At 64.4% G+C, this 15,119-nt stretch carries 8 protein-coding genes, 1 pseudogene and 2 riboswitches; of the genes and pseudogenes, 1 reads left to right on the top strand and 8 read right to left on the bottom strand.

The window, feature by feature from the left end; all coding sequences use genetic code 11:
- Positions 1–70: 70 nt before the first annotated feature.
- From HV670_RS02985 to HV670_RS02945, 8 genes and pseudogenes are all read right to left on the bottom strand, one after another.
- A complete protein-coding gene (locus HV670_RS02985; RefSeq protein ID WP_175103151.1) occupies positions 71–1,489 on the bottom strand; it encodes an FAD/NAD(P)-binding protein in 1,419 nt (472 codons plus the stop codon).
- A 134-nt stretch (positions 1,490–1,623) separates the two neighbouring features.
- The gene (locus HV670_RS02980) at positions 1,624–3,012 is read right to left on the bottom strand and encodes an L-serine ammonia-lyase (protein ID WP_175103150.1); all 1,389 of its coding nucleotides are present in this window, start codon (positions 3,010–3,012) and stop codon (positions 1,624–1,626) included.
- 18 nt (positions 3,013–3,030) lie between these two features.
- Positions 3,031–4,146 carry an alginate lyase family protein gene (locus tag HV670_RS02975; RefSeq protein WP_425511378.1) on the bottom strand — a complete coding sequence of 372 codons (1,116 nt, stop codon included), beginning with the start codon at positions 4,144–4,146 and terminating at the stop codon, positions 3,031–3,033.
- Positions 4,147–4,237: 91 nt separating this feature from the next.
- The gene (gcvP, locus tag HV670_RS02970; RefSeq protein ID WP_175103148.1) at positions 4,238–7,195 is read right to left on the bottom strand and encodes an aminomethyl-transferring glycine dehydrogenase; all 2,958 of its coding nucleotides are present in this window, start codon (positions 7,193–7,195) and stop codon (positions 4,238–4,240) included.
- A 153-nt stretch (positions 7,196–7,348) separates the two neighbouring features.
- Entirely contained in the window at positions 7,349–7,729 is a 381-nt protein-coding gene (gcvH, locus tag HV670_RS02965; protein ID WP_175103147.1) for a glycine cleavage system protein GcvH, read from the bottom strand.
- Between the two features lie 37 nt (positions 7,730–7,766).
- On the bottom strand, positions 7,767–8,882 hold the full coding sequence (gcvT, locus tag HV670_RS02960) for a glycine cleavage system aminomethyltransferase GcvT (RefSeq protein WP_175103146.1): 1,116 nt from the start codon (positions 8,880–8,882) through the stop codon (positions 7,767–7,769).
- Between the two features lie 95 nt (positions 8,883–8,977).
- Positions 8,978–9,160, bottom strand: a riboswitch (glycine riboswitch).
- Between the two features lie 78 nt (positions 9,161–9,238).
- A riboswitch (glycine riboswitch) is annotated at positions 9,239–9,333 on the bottom strand.
- A 223-nt stretch (positions 9,334–9,556) separates the two neighbouring features.
- A pseudogene (locus HV670_RS30810) lies at positions 9,557–11,335 on the bottom strand (glycerol-3-phosphate dehydrogenase/oxidase); the annotation flags it as partial.
- 116 nt (positions 11,336–11,451) lie between these two features.
- The gene (locus HV670_RS02945; protein ID WP_425511375.1) at positions 11,452–12,495 is read right to left on the bottom strand and encodes an oxidoreductase; all 1,044 of its coding nucleotides are present in this window, start codon (positions 12,493–12,495) and stop codon (positions 11,452–11,454) included.
- Between the two features lie 210 nt (positions 12,496–12,705).
- Between HV670_RS02945 and HV670_RS02940 the strand changes: the two genes are divergently transcribed.
- A complete protein-coding gene (locus tag HV670_RS02940; RefSeq protein WP_175103144.1) occupies positions 12,706–14,832 on the top strand; it encodes a UvrD-helicase domain-containing protein in 2,127 nt (708 codons plus the stop codon).
- Positions 14,833–15,119: the final 287 nt, after the last annotated feature.

Here is a 15,119-nt window from a genome sequence, read left to right as displayed (position 1 = left end):
GTTTGGCGTGCCAATTGGCGTGTGGAAAATCACAACTTTATCGGACAGCCCGTTGCCACCCCCAGGAACGTCAAGCGGCTGTCACGCGCACTCCGGTCCGCGCGATGGACAAGATATTCGCCAACTGTTGTACGTGTTGCCGTAACTCCGGCACAGCCGTGGCTTCCCAATAGCGAGCCCGCAACAGGGGACCCACATATCGAATCACGTCGTTGCACTGCCCCTGCGAGCTGACCAGTTGATAGTCCTCGGTGACCTCGACTCCGCTTCCGTTCGGATCCGCGGACATGACGCCGTCCGTTATCAATTGCCGGATCAGCGGATCGTCGACCCTCCTCACATCGGAATTGGGACCGGTGCAATTGACGACATAGCCCACTTCGACCGACGTCTCGTTGGTTGTCCCGCGCAGCCGAATTGCTACGCGGATTGAGTTGCCCTCCTCCCGGATCCGCAGGAGATTGCCGGCTAGCGTCCGTAGCGTCCCATTCGTGACTAGCGTTTTGAAGTTTTGATGGGATTCTGGAGCCGTACGGTGTCGGTGAACATCCCAATGGGGTTGGACATGCCGCAGAAAGCGACGGCGTTCGGCTTCCGAAAGTCGTGTCCATAGCGCAGACGTATGAGGCCGTAGCGCTGCGACGATGTCACGCCAGTCGAGGCCGTCGCGTGCGTGGAGCGCGATCTGCTGACGCAGTGCGCGGACATAGCCTCGTACATGCACTCCCATTTCCCTCACCAGTGGCGATGCATCGAACTGCACGGGCGCTTTGTCCATCGAACGGTGCGCCTGCGGCATCAGGCCGCGGCGGGAAACCGCGTAACAGAGGCGCGATGGGTTTTCGCCTGCGAACCTCAGCGCAACATCAACAGCGGTCAGACCTGTACCGATCAGCAGCACCTTCTCGTGTGTGGGTATCGTTGCAAGCGCACCGGACTGCCACGGGTCGCGAATATAGCGCTTGCTCGAATAAAACGAGGAATCTTCAAGCGGCGGACTGGCTGGCGCAAAATTGCCGCATGCCAAAACAACGTGATCGGCATGAAGGGTGTTGCCATCGCGAAGGTGGATGGCCGCCGTCTGTTGTGAATCGGCCATCACCATGGATTCGATGCGTACGACCTCCCCGACCACGCGAGTCAACCCTGAACCGGATGAGTTCCGACATTCGACATCGGTGAGAGATTGCTCCAGGTAGTTTCCGTAAATTTCGCGCGACACGAATGACTTTGGCGTAATCGACGGATCCACGCGCCTGCAATATTCGACGAACCCGTCCGGCTGATCGGGCAACAGGCTCATATTTCCCGCGGGAACATTGAGTAGATGGCGGCTATCATTGGTCCCGTATGCAACACCTCGCGCCATACGTCCGGAGCGATTGATCAGAATCACACGCGGCGTCTTTGCATGACCGCTTCGCAAAAGGTTGACGGCCAAAGCCGTACCGCTGAACCCCGCTCCGACAATCACTATTGTTTTTACCATATCCACTTCCCGGTCCATGCGAAGCGATTATGTTTTGCAAAACTGCGGATTCAAATGCCGAACAGTGAACGAAAGTGCCCCCTATTCGCACAGGGATGGCGGCAACGCTGGGTACGCCCTGCATGACGGCGACTTCAACACTCGACGATATTCACCGCCAACCCGCCCCTCGACGTTTCCTTATACTTCGTCTTCATATCCGCGCCGGTCTCGCGCATGGTCTTGATCACCGAATCGAGCGATACGCAGTGACTGCCGTCGCCGCGCATCGCCATGCGCGCGGCATTGACGGCTTTCATCGCACCCATTGCATTGCGTTCGATGCAGGGAATCTGGACAAGTCCGCCGACCGGGTCGCATGTGAGGCCGAGATTGTGTTCCATGCCGATTTCGGCAGCGTTCTCGACTTGCCTGGGCGTGCCGCCGAGCACGGCCGCGAGCCCGGCGGCGGCCATCGAGCAGGCAACGCCCACTTCGCCCTGGCAGCCGACTTCGGCGCCGGAGATCGAGGCATTGAGCTTGTAGAGGATGCCGATCGCGGCCGCCGTCATCAGGAAATCAATCACGCCGTCATCGGTCGCATTCGGCACGCATCGCGTGTAGTAGTGAAGCACGGACGGGATGATGCCGGCCGCGCCATTGGTCGGTGCCGTGACGACGCGTCCGCCCGCGGCATTTTCCTCGTTGACGGCGATCGCATAGAGGTTGATCCAGTCGACCATGGACAAAGGATCGCGCAACGCCGCCTCGGGGTTCTCGCGCAGTGCGCGGTAGAGTTGCGGCGCGCGCCGCCGCACGTGAAAAGGCCCCGGCAGTTCCTTGTCCGCATCGGGGTTGTCGATCCCGCAGCCGCGTGACACGCACGCCTGCATCACGCCCCAGATCTTCAGCAAGCCGCCGCGAATCTCTGCGTCGCTGCGCCAGACACGTTCGTTGTCCCACATGAGCTCCGCGATGCTCTGTTGCTTGTGCTCGCAGAGGGCAAGCAATTCGTCGCCGCTTGTAAAGGAATGGGGCAACTGTTCGGCGGCGGCGAGCACTTTGACGTTAGGTGCGCTCGCGGTCACCACGAAGCCGCCGCCGACCGACAGGTAGGTCGAAGCGCGCAGGAGTTCGCCGGCCGCGTCGCGGGCGTAGAGCTTCAGGCCGTTCGGATGTTCGGGCAGGGCTTGCCGGTAGAACACGATGTGTTCGCGTTCATTGAACCGAACCGGATAGCGGCCGAGCAGATAGAGCGTGCCGCTCTCGCGGATGGCGGCGATACGGGGCCCGAGCGTCGCCGGATCGATGGTGTCGGGGGCCTCGCCGGACAGGCCGAACATCACGCCCCGATCGGTGCCGTGACCTTTGCCGGTCGCACCAAGCGATCCGTAGAGTTCGACGCGAAGGGAGGCCACCTGCGCGGCAAGGCCTTCGCGTTCGAGCGCTTCGGCGAACAGCAGCGCAGCCCGCATCGGTCCAACCGTATGGGAGCTCGAAGGACCGATACCGATCTTGAAGAGGTCGAACACACTGACGGCCATCACCACTCCTTTATGAGCTCACTCGGGTGTCGGCAGACAGACACCGAGCCAGGCCGGCGGCTTCGCCGCGAGATGCTGCGCGACCGGCAGATAGCGTTTGTCGAGCCGCGAAGCGAGGTAAAACAGCGTGGCCGCGTTCTTGGGGTCCCAGGGGCCGCCGAAGCCGGGTACGCCGGCGTCGCGGCGCGCCCCGTCGAACGGCACCTTCGAATGAACGAATTCGTCGTGGCTCTGCTTGCCCGTCGCATAGGGCACCAGCCAGTTCAGCGCCGCCTGCAGGGTTGCTCCATTCGGCGCGCGCTGGGTCAGCCAGTCGATCCGATGGCGTCGGGCGGCAAGGGCGGCCATGGTCAGCGGCTCGAGGTCGTAGACGACATAGTGGATCGCGTCGCGCTCGTCATAGTCGAGCACTTGGCCGTCGCCGCCGATATTGTTCTGCAACTGCGATGCAAACAGTCGCCGCGCGGCTTCGATCATCTTGCGGTCGTCGAGCGCGAAGGCGCTCATCGCGATGAGCTTGACGCGATGGCTTTGCCAGTTGTTCGAAAACGTGCTGTCGAGCGGCCGTTTGGCATTGTCGATCCGGGTGATATAGCCGTTGCCCAGCGTCTGCAGGAAATTGATCGTCGCGTTGCGCGTCGAGGCGCTCAGCGCACTCGCGGTCAGGTCATAGGCAAGGATCAGCGAATCGAAGTGGCTTTCGTCGATCGGATTGAAACTCGGCGTGTAGGTCTTGACCCACGCCAGCAGGAAGCGGTCGACCATCTTCAGGAAGCGCGGGTCGGCGGTCGCGCGCCATGCGAGCGCGGTGTCGCGCATCAAGTCGAGTTCCCGCTCGGCAACCACGGATTCGTCGTGGATGCCCTCGTGCGGCAGGGTGCCCTCGGTATGCAGACGCGGCAGCGGGTGGGGCACGTCGTTCATGTGCGTCTGTGCCTCGACGATCATCGCGTGGACGCTCGAGTTCGCATCTTCGCGTTCGCCGTTCTGCAAGGCGGGGGCCGCACAAAAATTCATCGCGGCCTGGGCGGCCGTCGACAGCAGGACGCCCGCCGCGAAGGCGGCGCCCAGGGTCATACGGAAATATCGTTGCCGTATGGCGCGCACCTGCCGCGCCAAGATCTTGCTGACCACCACCATGCACCTATCTCCCGTTGCCGGATAGTCCGACGCCTGTGATGTTAACCGCTGGCCGGCGGCTTGTCGCCGTCGGCCAGCGTGTTCATCAACCCTGGGCGTAGTCGGACACGGGAATGCACGAACAGAACAGGTTGCGGTCGCCATAGACATTGTCGGCGCGGCCGACGGGCGGCCAATACTTGTTCGCATGCAGCGAGGCGACGGGGTAGGCCGCCGCTTCGCGCGAATACGCATGCGGCCAGGCATCCGCGCTCACCACGGCGGCCGTGTGGGGCGCGTGGCGCAGCGGATTGTCCTCGCGATCGGCCTGGCCCGCTTCGACGGCACGAATTTCCTCGCGGATCGCGGTCATTGCGTCGATGAAGCGGTCGAGCTCGATCTTCGGTTCCGACTCGGTCGGCTCGATCATCAGGGTACCCGGTACCGGAAAGCTCATGGTCGGCGCATGAAAGCCATAGTCCATCAGACGCTTGGCGACGTCATCGACGGTGATTCCGCTGCTGTCCCTGATCGGCCGCAGGTCGATGATGCATTCGTGTGCGACGAGACCGCCGGGGCCGGCATACAACACGGGAAAGTGGGGCGAAAGCCGCTTCGCGAGATAGTTCGCACTGAGAATCGCGTTTTCGGTGGCGGCCTTCAGGCCGCTCGCGCCCATCATCGCGATATACATCCACGAGATCGGCAGGATCGCCGCCGAACCGTAGGGCGCGGCCGAGACCGCGCCAATGCCCTGTTCGCCACGCACGTAGCCGGTCGACAACTGGTTAGGCAGGAAGGGCGCGAGGTGTGCGCCCACGCCGATCGGACCGACGCCGGGCCCGCCGCCGCCATGGGGAATGCAGAAGGTCTTGTGCAGGTTCAGGTGCGACACGTCGCCGCCGAACTGGCCCGGCGCCGACAGGCCGACCATTGCGTTCATGTTCGCGCCGTCGACGTAGACCTGGCCACCGTGCGCATGCACGATCTCGCAGATCTCGCGCACGTTCTGCTCGAACACGCCGTGCGTGGACGGGTAGGTGATCATGATCGCCGCGAGCCGGTCCGCATGCTGGGCGGCCTTTGCGCGCAGGTCGGCAAGGTCGACGTTGCCGTTCGCGTCGCAGGCGACCACCACCACGCGCATCGCGGCCATCTGTGCGGAGGCCGGATTGGTGCCGTGCGCCGAGGCTGGAATCAGGCAGACATCGCGATGGCCTTCGCCGCGCGAGGCGTGGTATTTGCGGATCACGAGCAGACCCGCGTATTCGCCTTGCGAGCCCGCATTGGGCTGCAGCGAGACGGCGGCATAGCCCGTGGCGGCGACCAGCATCGCCTCCAACTGCGAGACCATCTCGCGATAACCGACGGTCTGCGAAGCGGGCGCGAACGGGTGAATGTTCGCAAATTCGGGCCACGTCACCGGCAGCATTTCCGAGGTCGCGTTGAGCTTCATCGTGCACGAGCCGAGCGGAATCATCGTGCGGTCGAGCGCGAGGTCCTTGTCGGCGAGGCTGCGCAGGTAGCGCAGCATCTCGTGCTCGCTGTGATGGCGGTTGAAGACCGGATGCGCGAGGAACGGGGTCGCGCGGCGCAGCGAGGCGTCGAAACCGTCCTGCGCAGTGGCGTCCAACGCGTCGATATCGGCGGCCAGGAGGGGATTGACATTCGCCGCTTCGGCGAACGCGCCCCAGAGATCGAGCAGGTCGGCACGGGTGGTCGTTTCGTCGAGCGAGATGCCGACCGTGCGGCTGTCGATCGCACGCAGGTTCAGCCGGCGTGCTGCTGCGGCGGCGTGCAGGGCGTCCGTGTGTGCGGCGGACGTGAGCGTCAGCGTGTCGAAGAAGCTGTCGTTGACGATCGGATAGCCGAGCTGGCGCAGGCCGGCGGCGAGAATCGCGGTCATGCGCGCCACGCGCGTAGCGATACCGCACAAGCCTGCCGGACCATGATAGACCGCATACATGCTGGCCATGATTGCGAGCAGCGCCTGTGCCGTGCAGATATTCGAGGTCGCCTTCTCACGGCGGATATGCTGTTCGCGGGTCTGCAAGGCGAGCCGCAGCGCCGGCCGGCCCTGCGCGTCGACCGTCACGCCGACCAGACGGCCTGGCATCTGTCTCTTGAATTCGTCGCGCACCGCCAGATAGGCCGCATGCGGGCCGCCGAAGCCGAGCGGAACGCCAAAGCGTTGCGAGTTGCCGATTGCGACGTCGGCGCCCCACTCGCCGGGTGGCGTGAGCAAGGTCAGCGCGAGCAGGTCAGCGGCGACGATCACGTGGCCGCCGGCCGCATGAACGGCCAGCGCCAGCTCGCGATAGTCGCGCACATCGCCGTTCACGCCCGGATACTGGAGCAGCACGCCGAATGCGTTCGAGGCGGCTGCATTCGAAGCGGGTCCGACCTTGACTTCGATTTCGAGCGGTTCGGCGCGAGTGCGCACGACTTCGATCGTCTGCGGCAGCACGTCGTCGGCGACGAAGAACACATTGGACTTGGGTTTGCCGACGCGATGGACCAGCGTCATCGCCTCGGCGGCCGAGGTCGCCTCGTCGAGCATCGATGCGTTGGCGATCGCCAGGCCGGTCAGGTCAGTGACCATTTGCTGGTAATTGAGCAGGGCCTCGAGCCGGCCCTGTGAAATCTCGGGCTGGTACGGCGTGTAGGCGGTGTACCAGGCGGGGTTCTCGAGAACGTTGCGCAGGATCACGCCCGGTGTATGCGTGCCGTAGTAGCCCTGGCCGATATACGTCTTGAAGACCTCGTTTTTGTCAGCAAGCCGGCGCAGCGCGGCGAGTGCCTCGGCTTCGCTCTTGGGCTCGGTGAACGGGCCGAGCGGTAGCGTATCGCCGCGGCGGATATCGGCGGGGATCACCGCATCGATCAGCGCGTCGCGCGATGAGAAGCCGAGCGCGGCGAGCATCTCGCGCTGTTCGGCGGAATCGGGGCCGATATGGCGTTCGGCGAATGCGTCGTGGCGTTCGAGCGCGCGCAGCGACGGGCGCCCGGAAAGGTGCGCCGGCACCGAGTCGTGGTCGTGCGGATTCGGGTTTTCGAGCTTCATGGCAAGGTCCTGATGGCTGGGTGGCCCCTTATCGGGTTGAGCTTGCCCGCCGATTCGCCCCGCATGTGTAAGGAGGAGGCCACCGGATTGGCGGCCCCGGCGCGGCGTCGGGGCGAGGCGGGTGGCCGCGCACCGCTTACGGGGCTTGGGGGCTTATTCGCCGATCGATTCGCCGTAGGCCTCGGCCGACAGCAGTTTGTCCAGTGCGGCGGCATCCGTCGGCTTCAACTTGAAGAGCCACGAGCCATAGGGCTGGCTGTTGACCTGATCGGGCGTGCCGGCCAGCGCGACGTTGGCCTCGACGATCTCGCCCGAAAGCGGCGCGTAGATATCCGAAGCGGCCTTGACCGATTCGATGACGGCGATCGCGTCACCCGCGCTGACGGTCTTGCCAGCCTCCGGCAGTTCGAGGAAGACGATGTCTCCGAGGGCTTCCTGCGCGTGGTCGGTAATGCCGATCGTGACGCTGCCGTCGCTTTCGAGGCGCACCCATTCATGGGATTCGGTGTATTTCAGATCTGCTGGGATGGTCATGGTGATTCCTTGATCGTTTGTTCGGGGAGACCGGCTGTCAGGAAACGAGCGCCTTGCCATTGCGCACGAATGGCAGTTTAACGACGCTGGCGGACAATGCCTTGTCGCGAATTCGTACTTTGACCTCGTCGCCGGCCCGGACGCCTGCCGGCACGCGCGCAAACGCGATCGACTGTTGAAGCGAAGGCGAGAACGTGCCGCTCGTGATTTCGCCGTCGCCATGCGCAGTCTCGACTTTCTGGTGCGCGCGCAGCACGCCGCCCGCCTCGCGCAGGATCAGACCGACAAAGCCCTGTGCCGCGTCGGGGCGCAGCGCGGCCTTGCCGACGAAGTCGCGTGCCGAGGCGAGTTCGACCGTCCACGCGAGGCCCGCATCGAGCGGCGAGACGGCGTCATCCATATCCTGACCGTAGAGATTCATGCCCGCTTCGAGACGCAGGGTATCGCGCGCACCGAGGCCGCACGGGCGGACGCCGGCGGCGGCCAGCGCTTGCCAGAACTCCGCCGCGCGCCGCGCGGGCAGGGCGATCTCGAAGCCGTCTTCACCCGTATAGCCGGTGCGCGCGACCATGGCCTCGCCGAAAGGGGTATCGGTGATGACTGCGGCGTTGAAGGGCTTGAGGTTTTCAGTCGCGGACCGTACGGAGGGCAATGCCTGCCAGACCCTGGCGCGCGCGTTCGGGCCCTGGACGGCGATCAGCGCGAAGTCGCGGCGCGGCGTCAGCGTCAGGCCGAAGTCGCCTTCGGCGTTGAGGCGGCCGAGCCATTCAAGATCCTTGTCCGCCGTGGCGGCATTGACGACGAGACGGAAGAAATCGTCGCGGAAGAAATAGATGATCAGGTCGTCGATCACGCCGCCTTGCGGGTTCAGCATGCACGAGTAAAGCGCCTTGCCCGGGGTCGTGAGTTTGTCCACGTTGTTGGCGACGGCGGTACGGAGGAAGCGCCGCACGGTATCGGAACCGGCGGGTCCGACGAGGTCGACGACGCACATGTGCGAGACATCGAACATGCCGGCGTCAGTGCGCACTGCCCGGTGCTCGTCGATCTGGGAGCCGTAGTTGACGGGCATCTCCCAACCGCCGAAATCGACCATGCGGGCGTTCGCGGCACGATGCAGAGCGTTCAGCGGAGTCTGTTTGAGATCGGTCATCAGGGTCGCGGCTCAGGCAATACGGTACCTATAAGGAAGCAAATAGGCACCCATAAGGAATTCAAAGGGGTGCCCGGCCGCAATGCGGCCGAAGCATGATCCCCTCTGTCCTTTTACCTGAGAGATGGCGCGGTCCCGTGAGCCTGGCGGCTCACTCGACCTGGCTGGCCGGATGGTGTTCCATCCGGTTCGCCGCTGCGCTTGCCCCTTCGGTGGGCAGCCGGCCTGCGCGTCGATCATGCGGGCGCTGGCCGCTGCCGCTCTCCAGAGATGCAAAAACCGGGTGAAACGCTTGCTTCGCGAGCGTCGGGATCGATTCAGTCGATCCGGGTCTGGCGAGTGAGACGTTTCGGGTTTTCGGCGCGACGGTCCTTTTGCCTGAGAGTTTGCGGGTGTTCCCCTTCGGCGGCAGCGGATCGTCCGATCCGCCGCGCTCTCCCGACGCGCCACGCGACTTTATGTCAGCGGCCCTGCTGGTGTCAATTGGAGCGCAGCATCGACGGTTCGAGATCGGTCTCGGCCGGCACCTGCACCGGCGAGGCCGGCAGGGTGTCCGGCAGACGATCCGGCGCCGGCTGAGAGGGAAGGCCCGACGGCGGCGGCAGATCGCCTTCGCGCCGTGTCACCCGATAGGGTTCGGCGATTTTCGCAAACTCCTTCAGCTGCTTCTCGATCCAGACCGGCGAGTGGCCGAGCTCGGTGGCGAGTGTCAGCGCGACGCGCGGGGCCGCCGCGAGCGCCGCGCGCGCATTGAGCAGCAGGCCGCGGTGGCGGCGCGCGAGCACGTCTTCGACGGTGCGCGCAAATTCACAGCGCGCCGCGTAACGAACCTGCGCAATCGTGAGATCGAATTGCGGCACGATCGGCTCGTCCGCACCTTCGAGACTGGCGACCAGCGCGGCGTCCGTGCCGTAGATAGCAAGGTCCGGATGGTGGTTTGCCGGTGCGCGGGAGGATGCCGTGCCGCCGCCCGGATCGCCGGATACCAGGCTGCCTTCGGCCGCAGCTGCCGCCGGAGTGTCGGCTGGCGCAGCGTCTGTGTCGTCCGGCCGGTCCGCCTTGTCCACGATGTCGGGTGCCGGAGCGGCGAATGCAGACATGCCCGCGGCCACATGCCTGCTCGCCGCCGCACGGCCCGGTGTCGCACCGGGCGATGCGTCCGGCTTCGGCGCGCCGTGCAGCCGCAGCGCCTCGGTCTCGCACGGCCGCACTTCGAGCAGGTGTGCGACGAACGCGGCATCGAGCACGTCCTCGGCCATCTTCCGATAGGTGCTCCACTTGCCGCCCGTCACAGTCAGAAGCCCGGAGGGGGAGACCGCAATCGTATGCTCGCGCGATAACTTGGAGGTCGGCGTCTTGCTGGCCTCGGCCTCCTTCACGAGCGGGCGCAACCCGGCCCAGGCCGACAGCACGTCGCTGCGGCCCGGCGCGCGGGTCAGGTAGCGCGCGGCGGCCTCGAGAATGAAGTCGATTTCGTCTTCGAGCGGTGCCGGGTCGGTGGGGTTCTTGAGCGCGAGATCGCTGCGCGGCGTGTCGGTCGTACCAATCAGCGTGTGGCCGAGCCAGGGCACCACGAACAGCACGCGGCCGTCCTCGGTGCGCGGCACCAGGATCGCCGCATCGCCGGGCAGGAACTCGCGCGACAGTACGAGATGGGTGCCCTGGCTCGGCTTGACCATTGCATGGGCGTTGGCGTCGTCGAGTTCGCGCATGCCATCGACCCAGACGCCGGTCGCATTGATGACGCAATGCGCGGTCAGGCGAAACGTCTCGCCGGTTTCCACGTCGACGGTCTCGACGCCCGAGATCCGTTGAGTAGAGAGCGGGAAGTTCGGGTCCTGGTACTTGAGAAAACCCGACACGCGCATGTAGTTGAGCGCGAGGCCGCCCTGATCGAACACCGTGCGTGCGAGGGCAATCGCCAGCCGTGCATCGTCGAACTGCGCATCGTAATAGAGCACGCCGCCGCGCAGATGCTCGCCGGCGAGCGTGGGCGCCGCTTCCAGAGTCTTGTCGCGCGACAGCCCCCGGCTTCGCCCGAGGTTCAACGGCCCGGCGAGGAAGTCGTAGACCTTGAGTCCGATCTGATAGAGCGGTTTCTCGAGGAACCGGTAGGCGGGCACGACAAAACCGAGCGGCTGGGCCAGATGCGGAGCGTTCTTCAGCAGTAGGCCGCGCTCGTGAAGCGCTTCCTTGACGAGCGGGAAATTGCGTTGCGCGAGATAGCGCACGCCACCATGGACGAGTTTGGTCGCCTTGCTCGACGTGCCGCTCGCGAAGTCGCGCTGTTCGAGCAGGAGGGTCCGAAAGCCGCGGCTGACCGCGTCGACTGCAACGCCGAGCCCGGTCGCCCCGCCGCCGATCACGATCACATCCCAGTCGCGCGGCGGCTCGCCGCGCGGCGAGACGCTCGGCCGCTGCGGCGGGGCATCGCCGTTTTCCTGGGCGCGCAGGTATTTTTCTTCTGAATACTGCGATTGGCGCAGGCGCGTGAGCAGCGCCTTGCGCGAGGTCGTCGAACGAGGGTCACCCGCGCGCATCGACGCAGGATCGAAATCGAAGTCGGTCGTCATGATGTGGCGGCCCGTTCGAACGGCAGGCGCCGCCCCTGTTCATGGCTCGCGCGCGCGAGTTCGATCACGGTCATGACGTCGACCGCCTCGGCGGGCGTGACCGGAAACGGCACGCCCTGTTCGATGCTGTCGGCGACGGCTGCGTAGTACGACGCGTACTCGCCGTTGAGCGTCGTGAGTTCACCTTCGAATTCGAGCACGCCGTCGACGGTCCGCAGTCGACCCGGCGGATTGCTTCCCCAGCCCGCATCGCCCGGGCGCAGGCCAGCTCTCAGCTGATCTTCCTGGCCGTCGAGGCCGAACTTCGTATAGCTGCCTCGCGTACCGTGAATCAGGTAGCGCGGGGTCGGCGCGGCGGCCAGCACGCTGGCATGGAGCACGACGTCGTGATGCGCATAACCGAGCAGCAGATGGGCGACATCGTCGGCGGTGCCGCCGTCGCGTCGTGTCGCCACGTTCGCATAGACCGTCTGCGGCGTGCCGAACAGCACGAGCGCCTGGTCGATCAGATGCGGCCCGAGGTCATAGAGCAAACCGCCGCCGCGTGCCGCTTCCTCGCGCCAGCGCGGACGCACGAGCGGGCGGAAGCGGTCGAAATGCGACTCATAGTAGGTGATGCGCCCGAGCGTGCCACTGGCGAGCAGCGCCTTGACGGTCAGGAAGTCGCCGTCCCAGCGGCGGTTGTGGAACGGCGCGAACAGCAGGCCGCGTGCGGCCGCCAGCGTCGCGAGCTGCTGCGCTTCGGCCGCGCTCAGCGTCACGGGCTTGTCGACGACGACGTGCTTGCCGGCCTCGAGCGCGCGGCGCGCATAGTCGAAATGGGTGTCGTTGGGTGTCGCAATCACGACGAGCGGAACCTGCCCGTCGGCGAGCAAGTGCTCGAAAGAGTCCGTGATCCGCGCGCCCGGCCAGTCCGTGCGCGCGCGCACGGCTTGCGAGGTGACAATGACCGCGACACTCGCGCGCCCGCTACCTTCGATCAGCGGCGCATGGAACGTGGCGCCGGCAAATCCGTATCCGACGAGACCGACTCTCAGCATGGGAATCAAAAAAGAGTGATTTTTTTAGCGGAACTTCGCAGCTTAGCTGCCATTCTGGCATATCCGTCATGTCGTCAATTCGTTGAACTAGCGGGTGAAATCGGTTCGCCGGCGATTTTTGGGGCGGCATGCTGGCCGAACGGACCGGGTCGGCTGGCTTGCGCCACGTGTTAACATCGACGCCCCGTTTGCCGCGATCCCTGTTAAACGATGTCCGCCGGTCTCAATCCTGCCCAGCACGAGGGTGTGCGTTATCTCGATGGCCCCTGTCTCGTGCTTGCCGGCGCGGGCAGCGGCAAGACGCGCGTGATCACCCAGAAGATCGCGCACCTGATCGTCGACAAGGGTTTCGAGCCCCGTCATATCGCGGCGGTCACATTCACCAACAAGGCCGCGGCGGAAATGCGCGAGCGCGTCGGCAAGCTGCTCGAAGGCAAGACGATGTCGGCGCCGGGCAAGGAAGGCCGCAAGGTGCCGGTCGGACAGATTACGGTCTGCACCTTCCACTCGCTCGGGGTGCAGATCCTGCGCAAGGAAGCCGAACACGTCGGCCTCAAGCCGCAGTTTTCGATCATGGATTCGGATGACTGCTTCGGGATGGTCCAGGAGCAGCTCGCGACGACCGACAAGCAACTGATCCGCCGCGTGCAGAACGCGATCTCACTCTGGAAGAACGGCCTGGTCGTACCCGAGCAGGCGCTCGCCGCCGCCCAGACGGAAGACGAGCAGATGGCCGCGCTCGTCTATTGCAGCTATGTCGCGACGCTTCATGCCTACCAGGCCGTCGATTTCGACGACCTGATCCGGCTGCCGACTGAACTCTTCGCGGCGAACGAGGCGGTGCGCGAGCGTTGGCAGAACCGGCTCCGGTATCTGTTGATCGACGAATACCAGGACACTAATGCGTGTCAGTACTCACTGCTCAAACTGCTCGCCGGACCGCGAGCGGCGTTTACCGCGGTTGGCGACGATGATCAAGCGATCTACGGCTGGCGTGGTGCGACGCTCGAAAACCTGAGCCAGTTGCAGACGGACTTTCCGAACCTGCGCGTGATCAAGCTCGAACAGAACTACCGGTCGACGCTGCGCATCCTGACCGCCGCGAACAATGTGATCGCGCACAACCCCAAGCTGTTCGAGAAGAAGCTGTGGAGCGAGCACGGCATGGGCGACTCGGTCAGCGTGACGCCGGCCAACGATGAGGAACACGAGGCCGAGTCGGTTGTGTTCCGGCTCTCCGCTCACAAGTTCGAGCGGCGCGCGCAGTTTCGCGACTATGCCATCCTCTATCGCGGCAACTTTCAGGCGCGCATCTTCGAACAGGTCTTGCGGCGCGAACGGATTCCCTATGTTCTCTCGGGCGGCACCTCGTTCTTCGATCGGGCCGAGATCAAGGACCTCTGTGCGTATCTGAGGCTGATCGCCAATCCCGACGACGATCCTGCTTTCATTCGGGCGATCACGACCCCGAAGCGGGGTATTGGCAGTGTGACGCTCGAGGCCTTGGGTTCGTTTGCAGGGCAGGCCAAGGTCTCATTGTTCGAAGCGGTCTATATGGGCGGCCTCGCGGCGCGCCTGACGGACCGCCAGATCGAACCGATGCGCGCGTTCTGCGATTTCATCCAGCGCCTGACCGCGCGCGCCGAACATGACCCGGCGTCGAGCGTGCTCGACGACATGATGGACGGCATCCACTATGAGGCCTACCTCTACGACGCATTCGACGAACGGCAGGCGCAGGGCAAGTGGACCAATGTGCTCGAGTTCCTCCAGTGGCTCAAGAAGAAGGGCACGAAGCCCGAGGCCGCGGGTATCGATGCGGGCGGTGGTGCTCAGACGGGTGCCGTCGAGGCTGAAGAGGCCACGGGCTATGACAACGCCGATGGCTTCGGCGACACGGGCAAAAACCTGCTCGGCCTGATCCAGACGGTTGCGTTGATGTCGATGCTCGAAGGCCGCGACGAAGACCCCGATGCGGTCAAGCTGTCGACGGTGCACGCTTCGAAGGGGCTCGAGTATCCGCATGTCTTCCTGGTCGGCTGCGAGGAAGGCATCATGCCGCACCGGGGGAGCAGCGATGATGACGCACCGGTTGACGATGCTCGCATCGAGGAAGAGCGACGGCTCATGTATGTCGCGATCACGCGAGCCCAACGCAGTCTGCATCTGACTTACTGCAAGAAGCGCAAGCGTGCGAGGGAGACCATCGTCTGCGAGCCATCGCGCTTCATCAAGGAGATGCTGCTCGACGAGGCGCCGCCGCCGGGGGCCGACGAAGCACCGATGACCCCGAAAGACAGACTTGCGAGCCTCAAGGCGTTGCTTGGTGGCGCTTAGGCTTGTCGCGCAAGTCGTCTTTAGAGCCAAAGAACTAAAAGTAACAGCGGCAGTCACGCGCTCGTTCGTGTAATTTTTCACAATGTCCGCGCTGTGTCGAGCGGATGTCGCCCCGCGCAATCGATTTGCGTGAACGATCCATTGCGTTCAGCGTGCCCGAAGGACCTTCTGCTGCTTTTTAGAGACAGATAAATTTCTACGCGCGATCATAATTGCTGCATAGAATGATTGACGGTGCCTGCACTCCGCCGTGGCCCACTCTTGCAGTTCCCGTTCCCGTTACGCAT

The organism is Pararobbsia alpina, from assembly GCF_902859895.1.
Lineage (GTDB): Bacteria > Pseudomonadota > Gammaproteobacteria > Burkholderiales > Burkholderiaceae > Pararobbsia > Pararobbsia alpina.
The sequence above is the reverse complement of the archived record's forward strand: the minus strand, read 5'-3'. Positions and strand labels throughout refer to the sequence as shown.

Bases quoted from the DNA above. Each gene is read 5' to 3' on its own strand.
- HV670_RS02945 (WP_425511375.1), bottom strand. From the start codon at position 12,495: ATGCTGAGAGTCGGTCTCGTCGGATACGGATTTGCCGGCGCCACGTTC.
- HV670_RS02980 (WP_175103150.1), bottom strand. From the start codon at position 3,012: ATGGCCGTCAGTGTGTTCGACCTCTTCAAGATCGGTATCGGTCCTTCG.
- gcvH (WP_175103147.1), bottom strand. From the start codon at position 7,729: ATGACCATCCCAGCAGATCTGAAATACACCGAATCCCATGAATGGGTG.
- HV670_RS02940 (WP_175103144.1), top strand. From the start codon at position 12,706: ATGTCCGCCGGTCTCAATCCTGCCCAGCACGAGGGTGTGCGTTATCTC.
- gcvP (WP_175103148.1), bottom strand. From the start codon at position 7,195: ATGAAGCTCGAAAACCCGAATCCGCACGACCACGACTCGGTGCCGGCG.
- HV670_RS02985 (WP_175103151.1), bottom strand. From the start codon at position 1,489: ATGGTAAAAACAATAGTGATTGTCGGAGCGGGGTTCAGCGGTACGGCT.
- gcvT (WP_175103146.1), bottom strand. From the start codon at position 8,882: ATGACCGATCTCAAACAGACTCCGCTGAACGCTCTGCATCGTGCCGCG.